Source organism: Thiocapsa imhoffii (genome assembly GCF_016583985.1).
GTDB lineage: Bacteria > Pseudomonadota > Gammaproteobacteria > Chromatiales > Chromatiaceae > Thiocapsa > Thiocapsa imhoffii.
On the sequence record NZ_NRSD01000019.1, the window covers coordinates 63,023 to 77,403 of the forward strand.

Below are 14,381 nucleotides of genomic sequence, written 5' to 3' on the forward strand. Positions count from 1 at the left end.
CGCGCATGGGTCAACTCTTTCGTCTCACCGGTTTCCTTGTCTATATCGGGCTGATCTTCCTCAATGCCTTCGTGGACCTGGGGCATAAGATCATCATTCAGAACACCCTCTTCAAGATCTATGATGGCGATGCCCAGATTTTGCTGACGGCGATCGTCAATGCGCTGATCCTCCTGCCGTTTGTCCTCTTGTTCACGCCTTCGGGCTTCCTCGCTGACCGCTTCGCGAAAGAACGGGTGATGCGGGTCACCGCCTGGGTTGCCGTCGTGATCACGCTCGCCATCACCCTGTGCTATGCCCTCGGTTGGTTCTGGCCCGCGTTCGCCATGACCTTTCTGCTCGCGGTGCAGAGCGCCTTCTTCTCGCCAGCAAAATACGGCTATATCAAGGAGTTGGTAGGCGCCGAATCACTGGCTGCCGCCAACGGCTGGGTGCAGGCAACGACCACCACGGCGATCCTAGCCGGGATCTTCGTCTTCTCGGTCCTCTTCGAGGGACGCTTGGTCGATCAGACATTCAGCACACCCGACGAGGTCATGGTGTTCATGGCCCCGCTCGGTTGGGTGCTGGTGGCCGGCGCCCTGATCCAGCTCGCACTGGCATATCGGTTGCCGCATCAGAACCCGGGGACGCGGATGCCCTTTGCTTGGGGGCAGTATGCGAGTGGGCGCTATCTGCGTCGTAACCTCCATGCGGCTTGGGACAATCAGGTCATTTGGCTCTCGATCGTCGGTTTGGCGATCTTTTGGTCCATTGCACAGGTCATGTTGGCGGCCTTCCCCGCCTACGCCAAGGAAACCTTAGGCGAGACCAATACGGTGGTGATCCAGGGGATGCTGGCCTGCACCGGGATCGGCGTCATCTTGGGTTCGATCATCGCCGGGCGAGTGTCTCGCCATCATATCGAGACGGGTCTGATCCCGGTGGGAGCGTTGGGTGTTGCCCTGACCTTGTTCGTCCTGCCGGGGCTCCACTCGGCCTGGGCGCATGGACTCAACTTCCTCATGCTTGGGGTCTTGGGCGGGCTCTTCCTGGTGCCATTGAATGCCTTGATTCAGTTCAATGCCGGCGATGAGGGGCTCGGGCGCGTCCTGGCGGCGAACAATTTCGTTCAGAACATCTTGATGCTCGTCTTCCTCGGGCTCACGGTGCTGGCGGCCTGGTTCGAGATCGGTGGGTTCGCGGTGATGGTTGCGCTCGCCTTCATTGCCCTCGGCGGCGCCCTCTACACCCTCTATCAACTGCCGCAATCGATGGTGCGCTTCCTGCTAGCGCGTCTGATCTCCACCCACTACCGACTCGATGTTATCGGCTTGAAGAACATGCCGGCGCAAGGCGGCGTCTTGATGCTCGGCAATCACATCAGTTGGATCGACTGGGCGATGGTGCAGATGGCGAGTCCGCGCCCGGTGCGTTTCGTGATGGAGCGTGGGATCTACGAGCGCTGGTATCTGCGCTGGTTCCTCGATTTCTTCGGGGTGGTCCCGATCTCGGGCGGCCGCAGCCGTGAGGCGATCGAGACGGTGGCGAGATTGCTTGATGCCGGCGAGGTGGTTTGTGTCTTCCCTGAAGGGACCATCAGTAAGAACGGTCAGCTTTCCGAGTTCAAGCGTGGCTTCGAACGATCGGCGCGCGCGGCCCAGACTGGGGTCATCCTGCCATTCTATCTGCGTGGTCTCTGGGGCAGCCGCTTCTCGTTCGCCAACCAGAAATTGAAGGCGAATCGTCGCGAGGGTCGCACCCGGGATGTCCTGGTGGCCTTCGGCAAGCCCATGGTGCGCGAGTCGAGCGCGCAACAGGTCAAGCAGGCGGTGTTCGAGTTGTCGGTGACCTCATGGCAGACCCATGTCGCGGCGTTGCCCAGTCTGCCCGCGGCCTGGCTCGCGACCGCGCAGCGCCGTCTCGGCGAGGTGGCGGTGATCGATTCGATCGGCACGCGCTTGACCAATCGCCGTCTGATCGCGGCGGTGCTCTTGTTCGCCCGCCGCATCCGCCGACTCGCACCCGAGCCGGCCATCGGTATTCTGCTACCCGCGAGCAGCGCGGCGGCGATCGCCAATGTCGCTGGGCTGTTGGTCGGCAAGCGCATCGTCAACCTGAATTACACCGCGAGCGCCGAGGCTCTCTCAGCCGGGATGCGCCGTGCCGGAGTGCAACATGTCATCACCTCCGAGCGCTTCCTGGCCAAGCTCGCGCAGCGCGGGATCGCTCTAGAAACGGCTTTCGCCGAGGTCACGCTCCATCCCATGGAGAGCGTGCGGGCCGAGATCGGCAAGGTCGAGGCCTTGGCGATGCTGGCGCTTGGGAGCCTGGTACCGGCACGCGTCCTGCTTTGGCTCTTCGGTGAGCCCGGCCGCCCGGATGACACGGCGGCGATCCTCTTCTCCAGCGGCAGCGAAGGGGTGCCAAAGGGGATCGAACTCACTCATCGCAACATCATGGCGAACGTGCGTCAGATCGCCGACGTGCTCAATACCGAGGCGGATGATCTCATCCTGGGGAATCTGCCGCCTTTCCATGCCTTTGGGTTGACCGTGACCACCTTTCTACCGTTGCTCGAAGGCATCCCGGTGGTCTGTCATCCCGACCCCACGGATGCGGTGGGGACCGCCAAGGCGATCGCCCGCTATCGGGCGACCGTGCTGTGCAGCACCTCGACCTTCCTGCGTCTCTATATTCGCAACCAACGTGTGCATCCGCTCATGATGCAGTCCTTGCGGGTGGTGGTGGCCGGCGCGGAACGGCTGTCCCCGGAGGTGCGCGAGGCCTTCGCGCTCAAGTTCAATAAGCCGATCTACGAGGGCTATGGGGCGACGGAAACCACGCCGGTGGCCAGCGTGAATGTCCCAGACGCCCTGGAGACGACCACCTGGAAGATCCAGTCCGGCTCGCGGCCCGGGACGGTTGGCTTGCCCCTGCCCGGGACGAGTTTTCGCATCGTCGATCCCGAGACGTTACAAACCCGTTCGACGGGTGAGGATGGGCTGATCCTGATCGGTGGCGTGCAGGTGATGAAGGGCTATCTCAACGACCCGGAGAAGACCGCGCAGGCCGTCGTGGAGATGGACGGCCAGCGTTGGTACAAGACCGGCGACAAGGGCCATCTGGATGCCGATGGGTTCCTCACCATCGTCGATCGCTATTCGCGCTTCGCGAAACTCGGGGGCGAGATGATCAGTCTCGGTGCGGTGGAGGAGCAGGTGCGGCGCGTTCTGGCTCAGCCGGAACTGGAGTTGGGTGCGGTCAATCTTCCCGATGAGCGCAAGGGTGAGCGGATCCTGCTCCTGGTGGCCGGCGCGGTCGATGCCGATGCGCTGCGCAAGCAATTGCTCGAGTCCGGGATGAATCCGCTGAGCATTCCGGCGGAGGTGATCCGGGTTGAGTCGATTCCGAAGTTGGGCAGCGGCAAGACGGATTTCGCGGCCTTGCGACGGCTTGCCGTGGCCTCTTCCTGAGCAGTGGACACGCGGGTCTTGCTCCCGTGGTCGTCTGGGCTCGATGATGATACCTGTTTCCTTCGAGGCGACGGTCGCGATGACCCAATCCGATTCACAAGACAGGATGCCAGTAGAGACCTTCATTGGTCTTGGCAGTAATCTGCAGGAGCCTGTGCGACAAGTGCGCGAGGCCATCCGGACCCTGGCGATGCTGCCGCACGTTGCCTTGCTCGCTCGCTCGCGTCTCTATCGCACCGCGCCGGTAGGGCCGCCCGGACAACCGGATTACGTGAACGCAGTCGTGCGGTTGCGGACCGATCTGGCGCCAGTGGCCTTGCTGCGTGCCTTGCATGGCATCGAGATTGCCCAGGGTCGGCATCGCGACGGCACGCGCTGGGGGCCACGGGTCCTCGACTTGGACATCCTTATCTATGGTGATCAGCGGATCGCGGTGCCGGGCCTGAGGATACCGCATCCTGAAATGGCCAAGCGTGCCTTCGTGTTGGTGCCGCTCGCCGATGTCGCAGCGCCCGATCTCCTGGTGCCGGGCATGGGGGTTCTAGCCGATCTGCTCGAGAGTTGCGATCGGTCCGGCGTTGCTGTGCTTGACGGCTGCGACCCTTGAGCCTGGCTGGTCTGCGTCGCGGTCCCGACTCATGATCGGGCCCCTGATCCGCGATGTCCCCTACCGAACCGATAGCTCGCGGTTTTTTGAGCGGTTGCTGGATGCACCCTGGCCGGTTTTTCTCGACAGTGGGCGTCCCTGGAGTCATCAGGGGCGATTCGACATCTTGACTGCCGCGCCACGCGCGACCTTGGTGACACGGGGTCTGGAGACCGAGATCCGCTGCGCGGATAGGGCTTGGGTCTCACGGGACGATCCCTTCGCATTGCTCAGCGAGCTGCTTGGTCCGCGCCGTCGGAGGATCGCGGGGCTGCCCTTCTGCGGCGGTGCGATCGGTTATTTCGCCTATGACCTGGCGCGTCGATTGGAGCGCATCCCGGCGCTCGCCGTGGACGCCGAGGGGACGCCCGACATGGCGGTGGGCATTTATGATTGGGCACTCCTGGTCGACCATCGGCGACAGCGGTCATGGCTGATGGGCTGGGATGTGCACCAAGCCGAGCTCTGGCACCAGCGCATGAGCGATGCCCTGGGCGCCGAGTACCTGCCCGCGCGCGTTGAACCCCTGAGGGTCCTTGGCCCCGTGACCTCAAGTCTGGCTGACGCGGACTATCAAGGGGCCTTTGCTCGAGTCCAGCACTATCTGCGACAGGGTGATGCCTATCAGGTCAACATCGCCCGGCGCTTCTGTGCGCCCGCACAAGGCGATGCCTGGTCGGCCTACCAGCAACTGCGTCGGGCTAACCCTGCCCCGTTCGGTGCCTATCTGGCGAACCCGATGTGCCAGATCCTCTGTTCATCGCCGGAGCGCTTCCTCCGCGTGCGTGGCGATCGGGTCGAGACCAAGCCGATCAAGGGAACCAGACCGCGCGGTTCGACGCCAGGCGAGGACCGGCAGCTCGCCGAGAGTCTGCGACACAGTGCGAAGGATCGCGCCGAGAACGTGATGATCGTCGATCTCCTGCGCAACGATCTCGGCAAGGTGTGCCGGGTCGGCAGCGTCCAGGTGCCGCGGCTGTTCGAGGTCGAGACCTTTCAGCATGTGCACCATCTCGTCAGCACGGTGCGCGGGCGCTTGGCGTCGAATCACACCGCGGTGGATCTGCTAAGGGCCTGTTTCCCAGGGGGCTCAATCACCGGCGCTCCCAAGTTGCGCGCCATGGAAATCATCGAGGAACTCGAGCCGCTGCGTCGGGGGATCTACTGTGGTGCCATTGGGTATCTTGGCTATGATGGCGCGATGGATACCAATATTGCGATCCGAACCCTAGTGCAGGCGAATGGGGTGCTGCGTCTCTGGGCCGGCGGTGGGATCGTCGTCGACTCGGATGCGCAGGCCGAATACCGTGAGATCGACGATAAGGCGGCACCCATGCTCGAATTGCTCGAGCGGTTGCGTGCCCGTGCGCGCTCGGCTCGGCTGGGGTCTTGAGGATATGGGCGGAGGTTTGAACGACCGAGTGATCGGGTGGGAGTCGTGGGCCCGAGGGAGGTGATTGTCTTGCGGTGTTGGATCGGATCAGTAGCCCTGCTGGTGAGTTCCCTCGGTATGGCGGCCGAGGAGGTGGCCGCGGAAGAGCCCGGCGTTGGGCCGAGCGGGGAGGGGGGCGAGGGGCTTGTGCGCAGCCCTGCGTCGGGCGAGGCCATCATCATCCTGGATCCGATCGTCGTGGGGGCGACCCGGATCGGCTTGAACCCATTCGACCTGCCCGTCGCGATCGATATCATCGGCGCGCCCCAGATCCAGGATCAAGCACCACAGGTCCGGGTGTCCGAAGTCCTGAACCGGGTGCCGGGCACCGTCGTCACCCATCGTGGGAGCTTCGCGCAGGAAGAGCAGATCATGATTCGTGGGTTCGGTGGGCGGTCGCAGTTCGGCACGCGTGGCGTGAAACTGATCGCCGATGGGATTCCCGCGAGCACGCCTGACGGTCAAGGCGGTCCGGGCCTGTTCGATCTCGGTTCGGCACGCGACATCGAGGTGATGCGCGGCGCCTTCTCCGCGCTCTATGGGAATCATGCCGGAGGCGTGGTCCAGATCTTGACCGAGGACGGGCCTCCACGACCGACCGTCTCCGTGCGTGCCATGGGTGGCAGTGACGCGACCTGGATTCAGGGTGTCAAGCTGGGCGGTGAAGTCGGTTCGCTGAATGCTATCCTGGACACGTACCGATTCGAGACGGATGGTTATCGCGACTGGAGCAATGCGCGCAAGGAGCAACTCAATGCCAAGGTGCGCTGGCGGCTCGAGAGTGGCGCCGACGTGAGTCTCGTCGTCAATCAACTCAATCAACCACAGAGCCTTGATCCGCTTGGCCTGAGCGCGGAGCAAGTTGCTGAGAATCGGCGACAAGCGCAACCGGTTGCACGCACCTTTCGCACGGGCCGTTCACTCGACAACCTGCAAGCCGGGTTGCGCTACGAGCAGTCAGTGTCGGCACGCGACAGCCTGCAGATCGTTGGATACGTTGGGTCTCGGTCAAACGAGCAGTTTCTCGCCATCCCGCTCGGTGCCCAGAATGCGATCACGGCATCGGGGGGTGTCAGTGCCTTCGACCGACACTTCCACGGCGGCAGTCTGTGGTGGAGCCATGAAAACACACTGGCTGGCGGGCCGCTGAGTCTCATCCTGGGGGGTGAGTACGAGACCGCCCAGGAAGATCGCAAGGGCTACCGCAACGACCTCGGTGTGCGCGGTGCGCTCAAGCGCGATGAGGCGAACCAGGTCACCAGTCGCGGACTCTTCGTTCAATCGCTCTGGCGCTTCGCTCCCCGCTGGAGTTTTGATTCAGGAGTGCGTTACACGCAAGTCGTGTTCGACTCACGCGATCGGTTCATCTGTACCCCGGAGTGGGTGACCGCCCCGGGCATGGGGCCAGATCGCTGCAGTGGCTCGACACAGCCCATTACGCAGACCAACCTGAATCCAGACGACAGCGGACGGCGGACCTATGATGCCTGGACCCCCGTTCTTGGTTTGGTGTACCGCGCGACCCCGAGTATGAACCTCTACGCCAATCTCGGTCGGACGTTCGAGACCCCGACCTTTGGCGAGTTAGCGTATCGACCAGACGGTCGTCCAGGCCTGAATCTGGGATTGCGACCGGCCTTGAGTCAGCACTACGAAGTGGGGATGAAACTGACCATGGGGAGCGATTCGCTCCTGAATCTGGCCGTGTTCCGCATCGATACGGACGATGAATTGACCGTTGCGACCAACCAGGGAGGCCGTGCAACCTATCAAAATGCACCCGCATCGCGCCGTCAAGGCGCGGAGTTGCGCTTCGATACGGCCTGGGCCCAGGGCTTCGCCGCCACCCTCGCGGCGACCTATATCGATGCCCGCTTCACCGCGGCCTTTCCGACCTGCACCGGCACCCCTTGCCGCACCCTCCCACCCCTGCTCAACCAGGCCGAGGTGCGCTCAGGCAACCGCATCCCAGGTGTGCCGCCCTACACACTGTTCGGCGAATTGTCCTATGCTCACGAGCCGACCGGCTTCATGGGTGCGCTCGATGTCTACGCCCAGGGCAAGGTCGATGTCGACGACCTGAACAGCGCGTTCGCCGGGGCCTACTGGACGCTCAATCTTCGCGGCGGCTTCCGCCAGCACTGGGGGCCCTGGGAGGTGTCGCAATTCCTCCGTGTCGAGAACCTCCTGGACCGTGACTACATCGGCGCTGTTATCACCAATGACATCAATGGCCGGTCTTTTGCCCCGGCCGCTGGAACCACTGTCCTGTTCGGTCTGACTGCGAGTTACGTGTTTTGATGGCTGGCCCTTATCGTGTCGCCAACCGGATACAGGATCGCATCGTGGGCGCGCGTGTTGCGGGTCTGGAGCTCGCTTCTGAGTGGCGGATGACCTCAACGTGGGCGTTCGATGCGCAGGAGGGTCTCGCCGCTGGCGCTTTGGAACCAGGCGGCGATCTGATGGTGATCGCTCACTTGATAGGCAGAGACAACGGCGGTCCAGGGGAGCTCTAGCCTCCAGCCAGGCCCACTGAGCGTCGCGGGCGCGCCATCCGCTCCAGGACCCTGGCGTTGGACCGCATCAGATAACTCCAGTATGGCCTCCAGGGCCGTCGCCGGGGATTGCGTCAGGTTCAAGTGCACCAATGCGTTGGGCCAGTGTAGCGCCTGCTCGAACAGGGTCGTTGGATTGGGCGCACGCACCACGCCGAGTGGGCTCGCAGGGGATTCGATCAGGGCCTCAAGGATGCGTGTGGGTGGGGCACCGAGCATCCTTGCGGTGGCGGCGATGCCATGTCTCCCCGCGTGCTCGATCAATGCGTGACGCCAACCCGCGAAGCCACTGCTCAAGGAGTGGCGGGGTGACTCGCCTGGTTTCACGCCAGCATCGAGGTCGTCGTATTTCCGCCTGTAGCCGCGGGGGGTGACCATGACTCCAGCCTGCGCAATGCTGCTGCTGTTGCCAACGATCAGGGTGCTGATCATCCCAACGTCGTGCTCAAGGAGGCGCTCCAGGGTTGTGAGCTCGACTGACTGACGCGGTCGGTAAGCGGCATGGACGATGGCGAGCGGAGTATCTGAAGGACGATGACGAAGCAAGATGGCTTGTGCCTCGCGCATCTGATCGGTGCGTCGACGGCTTTGCGGATTGTAGAGCACGGTGACGAAGTCGGCTCGAGCGGCAGCCTCCAGGCGCGCGGCGATAACTGACCAAGGGGTGAGCAAATCAGACAGGGAGATGGCGCAGAAATCATGGGTCAGTGGCGCGCCCACCAGCGAGGCGCAGGCACTGGCGGCGGTGACGCCGGGCACGACCTCGACCTCGATCCCTGTTTCAGGAGTCCAGGCACGCTCGAGCAGATGCTCATAGAGCGGACCGGCCATGCCGAAGATGCCGACATCGCCCGAGGAGACCAGGGCCACCACCTGTCCTGCCTCGGCTCGAGCGACGGCTTCGCGACAGCGCGCCATCTCCTCGGCCATGTCGCGCGCGACCACCGTCTTGCCGGTGAGCAATGGCGCGATCGAACGCAGGTAGGTGCGATAGCCGATGACCACCTCGGCGGCGGCAATCGCTGCCTGTGCCCGCCCAGTCATCTGCTCGAGGTCGCCCGGTCCCAACCCGACCAGCAGGATCTTGCCCCGGCGTGACATGTCCGCGGACTGTGAGGCGGTGCGTCTGTGTCCGTCCGTGCTCACGGGCTCCGCTCATCCAGCAGTTGTCGGGGATCGAGCGCGGCACCAGCGTCGAGGATCCGCTCGATCATGGCCAGATCGAGATGCTGCTCCACCGTAGCGGCGAGACGGTCGATCGCGTCCTCGCGCGCAGCCTGATGGTCGGGCGCGTCGGCCGTGTCAAGACCGGCCCAGCGCAGGAGCGCGGCGTAGGCGTGCGGGGACTCGAAGAGCCCATGTGCATAGGTGGCCAGGATCTGTCGATCCACGCTGATGGCACCGTCGGGTTGCCCAGAATCAAGGATGGCGGCCGGTCGCGCCAGGGCGCTGCCAGTGGTCATGCCAGCATGGATCTCGTAACCGCTGAAGGGGGCGTCCTCCAGGGTGAGTCGACCGCTAATGGTGCGTAAGGTCTTGGCGGGCGCGAGCTCGGTGTCGAGTTCGAGCAGCCCCAGTCCAGCACTCACGCCGGGCGGGCCTTCAAGACCATGCGGGTCGGCGATGTGCTGCCCGAGCATCTGCAGGCCGCCGCAGATGCCGAGCAGGCGTCCGCCATAGCGCAGGTGGCGCGCGATGGTGTGATCCCAGCCCTCGCGACGCAACCAGTCTAAATCCGCACGCACGGATTTCGAGCCGGGCAGCACGATCAGGTCTGCGTGAGGGTGGGATTCGCCGGCGCGGACATAGCGCAGATCCACTCGTGGGTGCAGGCGCAGCGGGTCGAAGTCGGTATGGTTGCTGATGCGTGGTGGCACCGGCACCAGCACGCGCAGGGCGTCCTGAGTCGGCGCGGTCTGCGCCGAGGTGACGGCATCCTCGGCGTCGAGTTGCCATCCCATGAGATAGGGCAGGACGCCGATGACCGGGCGAGCAGTTTCGCGCTCCAGCCAGTCCAAGCCAGGGCGCAATAGGGCGAGGTCACCGCGAAAGCGATTGATCACGAACCCCTTCACCCGTGCCCGCTCGGTCTCCGACAGCAGCATGAGCGTGCCGACGAGCTGGGCGAAGACGCCGCCGCGATCAATGTCGGCGATCAGGATCACCGGGCAATCAACGGCCTCGGCGAATCCCATGTTGGCGATGTCGTTGGCACGCAGATTGATTTCGGCGGGACTGCCAGCTCCTTCGACCAGGATGGGATCGTGGTGCGCCGCCAGTCGCGCGAATGACTCGAGCACGGCCGCGCGCGCGATGCGTTTGTAGTCGTGATAGATGACCGCGTCCATGTTGCCGACAGCGCGACCCTGAATGATCACCTGAGCGCCGCGGTCGCTGTTGGGCTTGAGCAGCACCGGGTTCATGTCGACGCTCGGTGCCAGTCCGGCGGCCTGGGCCTGCACCGCCTGAGCGCGACCGATCTCGCGTCCATCCGCGGTGACGGCGCTGTTGAGGGCCATATTCTGGGGCTTGAAGGGCGCCACCGACCGACCGCGACGGGCGAGCATGCGGGCGAGTCCAGTGACCAGCACGCTCTTGCCGGCATCCGAGGTGGTGCCCTGGATCATCAGGACGCGGGCGCTCATGGGGCGGTGCCGGCGGTGATCATGGTGATCAGGTCATGTGTGGTGCGCGGCGGTTGTTCATCGGGCCAGGGGTGGGTCGGGCGGAGCGCGTGGGCGACTGCGAGAACCGGTGGCATGGCGAGCCCGGCCGCGGCGAGAAGCTGCGCGTCGCCGAAGAGGTCCGCGGCGTTGCCTTGCCGCAGCACGCGCCCGGCAGCGAGGATGGCCGCATCGTCGGCCCAGGCATAGGCCAGATCCACATCGTGAGTGGCCATGATCAGGGTCGTGCCCTGAGAGCCTAGCCCTGCCAGCGTCTCGAACAGCCGGGCGATGCCAGTGCCGTCGAGCCCAGCGTCTGGCTCATCAAGGATCAGCACCTCTGGGTGCATGGCCAGCACGCCCGCGAGGGCCACGCGCTTTTTCTGCCCGAAGCTGAGAACATGGGTCGGTCGCTGCGCGAGATCGGTGATGTCGAGCATGGCCAGTGTCTCCATCACGCGCTCATGAACCGCCGTCTCACCGAGTCCCTGATTCAACGGGCCGAAAGAGACGTCTTGATAGACCGTGGCGGCGAAGAGTTGGTCATCGGGTTCCTGTAGGACCAGTCCGACTCGCCGCCGCCATGCCTGCCGAGTCCGCCGCCCATAATTCATGGCCTGGCCGTCCAGTTGCAATACGCCCTCCTGGGGTTGCAGGGTGCCATTCAGATGCAGGAGCAACGTGGTCTTACCACAGCCATTGGCGCCGAGCAGCACGAGTCGACGACCGCGCTCGATGCGTAGATTGAGATCACGCAGCGCGAGTGCCCCGCTCGCGTAGCGGAAGCAGAGTCCACGTGCTTCGAGGATGGGTGTGATCATGACGACATCCCGAGAGAGGCGAGGGCGACGCCGCCGACGACGATCAGCGTCGCGCTCACCGCAGCGAGGCGTCGCGCCGAAAGCGCGCGCCGGGGTGTCAGCACCTGTAAATCGCCCTCGAACCCGCGCGCGGCGAGACCAATCTCGAGGCGGCGTGCGTGTGCGAGTGAGCGCGTCAGCAGTGCCCCGATCAAGAGTCCGAACGCATGCGGAGCGCGTGCGAAGGTGGTGTAGCCCAGACGCGCCTCCTGAGCGCGACGGGCATTCGTGGCGCGCTCCACCACCACGAACAGGAGGCGATACATCAGATCCATGATCTCCACGAGCGGCTGCGGAACACCAAGCCGACGGAGCCCGGCGATCAAGTCGGTCATGGGTGTGGTGAGTGCGAGACCGACCAGGCAGGACATCGCGGCTAGGGCCCGTGCCCCGACCTCCAGCGCCCGTCGTGCCCCGTCCGGTGAGAGGCTGAGATGCACCCCCTCGGACAGCTCGAGCGAGAGGGCGATGATGGGCAGGCTTGTCGCCAAAAAGCCGAGCGGGATCGCCAGTGCGCGTGCGAAGCGTGCCAAGGGCACCCCAGCGCCCACGACGACGGCAGTCGTCATCACCACCAGCACCAGCGGGGCGGTAGGTAGGGGTGGTAGCAGCAGCACCAAGAGCAGCAACCCACCGGCGAGCAGTCCTCGCTCGCCGGGATGATGATGGCGCCACCGGTTGCTCCAAGCCTGTTCGTCACTCGGTCCCATCGCGCGTCGAAGACGGCTGAGCACGCTCCGCGGCGCGTGCGGCGGAGCGCGCCCGCGTCTGACCGCGGCGTAACCCGAAGTAGTAACCGAGCACGCCAGCACCGAGTGCGGCCTGCAGCGCGAACAGCAAGGATTCGATCTCACCGCTCGGTGGCTCCCAGAGTGGCTCGAACCAGGGTTCGTAGCGCGGGTGCGTCGCCAGGATCGCCTCCTGTGCCTGGCCATCGGCTCCAGCGAAGCGTTCGTCGAGATGGCCGCCGACCGGCAAGAGCAGCGGGGCTGTGACGAGGATGAGGATGAAACCGAGCAGCGTCCAATCGATGCGCGTCATGTCGTCACCTCCGTGACCCGGCACGGTCTCGGACCAAATCCCAGTTGCCACAGGTCGTCTCCGCTGATCCGTATCAGAAGATTGATCACCACGACGGTCACCAGCCCCTCGATGATGGCGAGTGGAATCTGGGTAAGGGCGAAGATCCCTCCGAACTTCACGAGCGCCCCAGCAAAACCACTCGTCGGGTCCGGAAAGGCGAGCGCGAGCTGCACGGTGGTGACCGCATAGGTTGCAAGATTTCCAAGCATGGCGGCAAGGAAGACGGCGAGGCCCAGGCCGATTGGTCGCGCCAAGCGGAAACACCCATAAGCGACCCAGGGACCAACGATGGCCATCGAAACGATATTGGCGCCTAAGGTCGTGAGTCCGCCGTGAGCGAGCAACACGGCTTGAAACAAAAGGACCACGGCGCCGAGGACTGCCATGACCGAGGGCCCGAACAGGATCGCGCCCAGGCCGGTCCCGGTCGGATGGGAGCAACTCCCGCTGACCGATGGCAGTTTCAGCGCCGAGAGGACGAAGGCGAAGGCACCGGCGCTCGCGAGCAGCAGCTTCAGTTGCGGCTGTTCGCGCGTGATCCGCACGATTCGCCGGGCGCCGAAGACGAGAAAAGGCACCGAGACGGCAGTCCAAGCCGCGGCGTGGAGTGGAGGCAGAAAGCCTTCCATGATGTGCATGCGAATCTCTCCCGCGAGAGAGGGCACAAGGTTGCAGGCGGAGAGACGCATCGATTGCGTGGACTCCAACAACGGAGGTCCGTGTCGGAATCCCGAGCGATTGGGGTCTCGCCACCGGGACACCCCGCCCGGTTGAACGATTGGATCGACGGGGCGGCAGGTCTCCTGGCTCGCAGGTCACCGTGCTCACGCGCCTTCCCGGTCATGGCCCGACCAGTGGCATCGTTGCGGGAGCACTCGCTGCTGACAGTTGCGGGGGCAGCCATGGCTTCTCACCATGTTCCCTTTTCATCCCGCTAGGCTCACATGCCCCGCGGGAACCGGCACCGTAGGCGTCGCAGCATAGATGCTGCGGAACTCGGGGTCAATTCCTGGCAATGGCTAGGGTGATGCCGTACTGGGCGTTCCCGCACCCGGAATGCGGTGCGCGACCCTCAGGGCAGGAACAAGGCGGCCGCCGCTGTCGGACATGAGGGAAAGTACAGATGAAGGTAGCTCGCGCGCACGGCGCCGTGCCGATAGAACGCTTCGCCCGGCCTGCCGTCCGGATGATGCACGGCGTGGCGCTCCGGTTCGAGCTGAAGGTCGAGTGCTGAATGATGGAAGCTGTGTCCTCGCAGTTGCCCCGCCGGTTGCTCGAGCGATTGCATGCCAAGTCCGACCAGGCGCGGTTGCATCTGCGCTCGGCCGGGGAGCAGCCCGACCATGGATGCCCCGCGACCGTCGCGGTCGATGAGATGCTCGAGCAGGTACAAGAGTCCCCCGCATTCAGCATAGATCGGTCGTCCCGCGCGGGCATGGGCGTGGAGGGCATCGCGTGTAGCGGTCCTGGCGGCGAGTGTCGCGAGGTGGAGCTCTGGGTAGCCGCCAGGGAGGTAGATGGCGTCGGCTACGGGGATCTCGTTGGCAAGCGGTGAGAAGGTTTCGATGCGTGCGCCCATGGCTTCCAGCACGGTGAGATTGTCTGGATAGATGAACGAAAAAGCGGCATCTCGAGCGACCGCGATGCATCGTCCCGCGAGGTGTCGTGGTGGGGGCACCGTTGCGGG

10 protein-coding genes, 1 pseudogene and 1 riboswitch are annotated in these 14,381 nt (G+C 64.4%); of the genes and pseudogenes, 4 read left to right on the forward strand and 7 right to left on the reverse strand.

The genetic code is table 11. The features are described from left to right. The first annotated feature begins 5 nt into the window (after nucleotides 1-5). The 4 genes from CKO25_RS15820 (at nucleotide 6) to CKO25_RS15835 (ending at nucleotide 7,834) form a co-directional block, all read left to right on the forward strand. On the forward strand, nucleotides 6-3,455 hold the full coding sequence (locus CKO25_RS15820; protein ID WP_200388917.1) for an acyl-[ACP]--phospholipid O-acyltransferase: 3,450 nt from the start codon (nucleotides 6-8) through the stop codon (nucleotides 3,453-3,455). 79 nt (nucleotides 3,456-3,534) lie between these two features. Continuing rightward, the gene (gene folK / locus CKO25_RS15825) at nucleotides 3,535-4,062 is read left to right on the forward strand and encodes a 2-amino-4-hydroxy-6-hydroxymethyldihydropteridine diphosphokinase (protein ID WP_242467657.1); all 528 of its coding nucleotides are present in this window, start codon (nucleotides 3,535-3,537) and stop codon (nucleotides 4,060-4,062) included. A 31-nt stretch (nucleotides 4,063-4,093) separates the two neighbouring features. Beyond that, nucleotides 4,094-5,494 (forward strand): aminodeoxychorismate synthase component I, encoded by a 1,401-nt coding sequence (gene pabB / locus CKO25_RS15830; protein WP_200388918.1) that lies wholly within the window; start codon nucleotides 4,094-4,096, stop codon nucleotides 5,492-5,494. A gap of 69 nt (nucleotides 5,495-5,563) precedes the next feature. After that, nucleotides 5,564-7,834 carry a TonB-dependent receptor family protein gene (locus CKO25_RS15835; protein WP_242467658.1) on the forward strand — a complete coding sequence of 757 codons (2,271 nt, stop codon included), beginning with the start codon at nucleotides 5,564-5,566 and terminating at the stop codon, nucleotides 7,832-7,834. A gap of 95 nt (nucleotides 7,835-7,929) precedes the next feature. Here CKO25_RS15835 and cobJ read toward each other — a convergent pair whose 3' ends face one another. The 7 genes and pseudogenes from cobJ to CKO25_RS15870 all read right to left on the reverse strand — a co-directional run. After that, on the reverse strand, nucleotides 7,930-9,234 hold the full coding sequence (gene cobJ, locus CKO25_RS15840) for a precorrin-3B C(17)-methyltransferase (RefSeq protein WP_200388919.1): 1,305 nt from the start codon (nucleotides 9,232-9,234) through the stop codon (nucleotides 7,930-7,932). Continuing rightward, nucleotides 9,231-10,733 carry a cobyric acid synthase gene (locus CKO25_RS15845; protein ID WP_200388920.1) on the reverse strand — a complete coding sequence of 501 codons (1,503 nt, stop codon included), beginning with the start codon at nucleotides 10,731-10,733 and terminating at the stop codon, nucleotides 9,231-9,233. The genes cobJ and CKO25_RS15845 overlap by 4 nt, the downstream gene beginning before the upstream one ends. After that, the gene (locus CKO25_RS15850; protein WP_200388921.1) at nucleotides 10,730-11,572 is read right to left on the reverse strand and encodes an energy-coupling factor ABC transporter ATP-binding protein; all 843 of its coding nucleotides are present in this window, start codon (nucleotides 11,570-11,572) and stop codon (nucleotides 10,730-10,732) included. The genes CKO25_RS15845 and CKO25_RS15850 overlap by 4 nt, the downstream gene beginning before the upstream one ends. Next, nucleotides 11,569-12,321, reverse strand: a complete 753-nt coding sequence (gene cbiQ, locus CKO25_RS15855) for a cobalt ECF transporter T component CbiQ (protein WP_200388922.1) — start codon at nucleotides 12,319-12,321, stop codon at nucleotides 11,569-11,571. Before cbiQ ends, CKO25_RS15850 begins: the two co-directional genes overlap by 4 nt. Continuing rightward, nucleotides 12,308-12,652, reverse strand: a complete 345-nt coding sequence (locus tag CKO25_RS15860; RefSeq protein WP_200388923.1) for an energy-coupling factor ABC transporter substrate-binding protein — start codon at nucleotides 12,650-12,652, stop codon at nucleotides 12,308-12,310. Before CKO25_RS15860 ends, cbiQ begins: the two co-directional genes overlap by 14 nt. Next, nucleotides 12,649-13,332: an energy-coupling factor ABC transporter permease gene (locus tag CKO25_RS15865; RefSeq protein WP_200388924.1), complete on the reverse strand. Its 684-nt coding sequence runs from the start codon at nucleotides 13,330-13,332 to the stop codon at nucleotides 12,649-12,651. The genes CKO25_RS15860 and CKO25_RS15865 overlap by 4 nt, the downstream gene beginning before the upstream one ends. A gap of 139 nt (nucleotides 13,333-13,471) precedes the next feature. Then, nucleotides 13,472-13,672, reverse strand: a riboswitch (cobalamin riboswitch). 94 nt (nucleotides 13,673-13,766) lie between these two features. After that, nucleotides 13,767-14,381: pseudogene (locus tag CKO25_RS15870) on the reverse strand (cobyrinate a,c-diamide synthase); the annotation flags it as partial.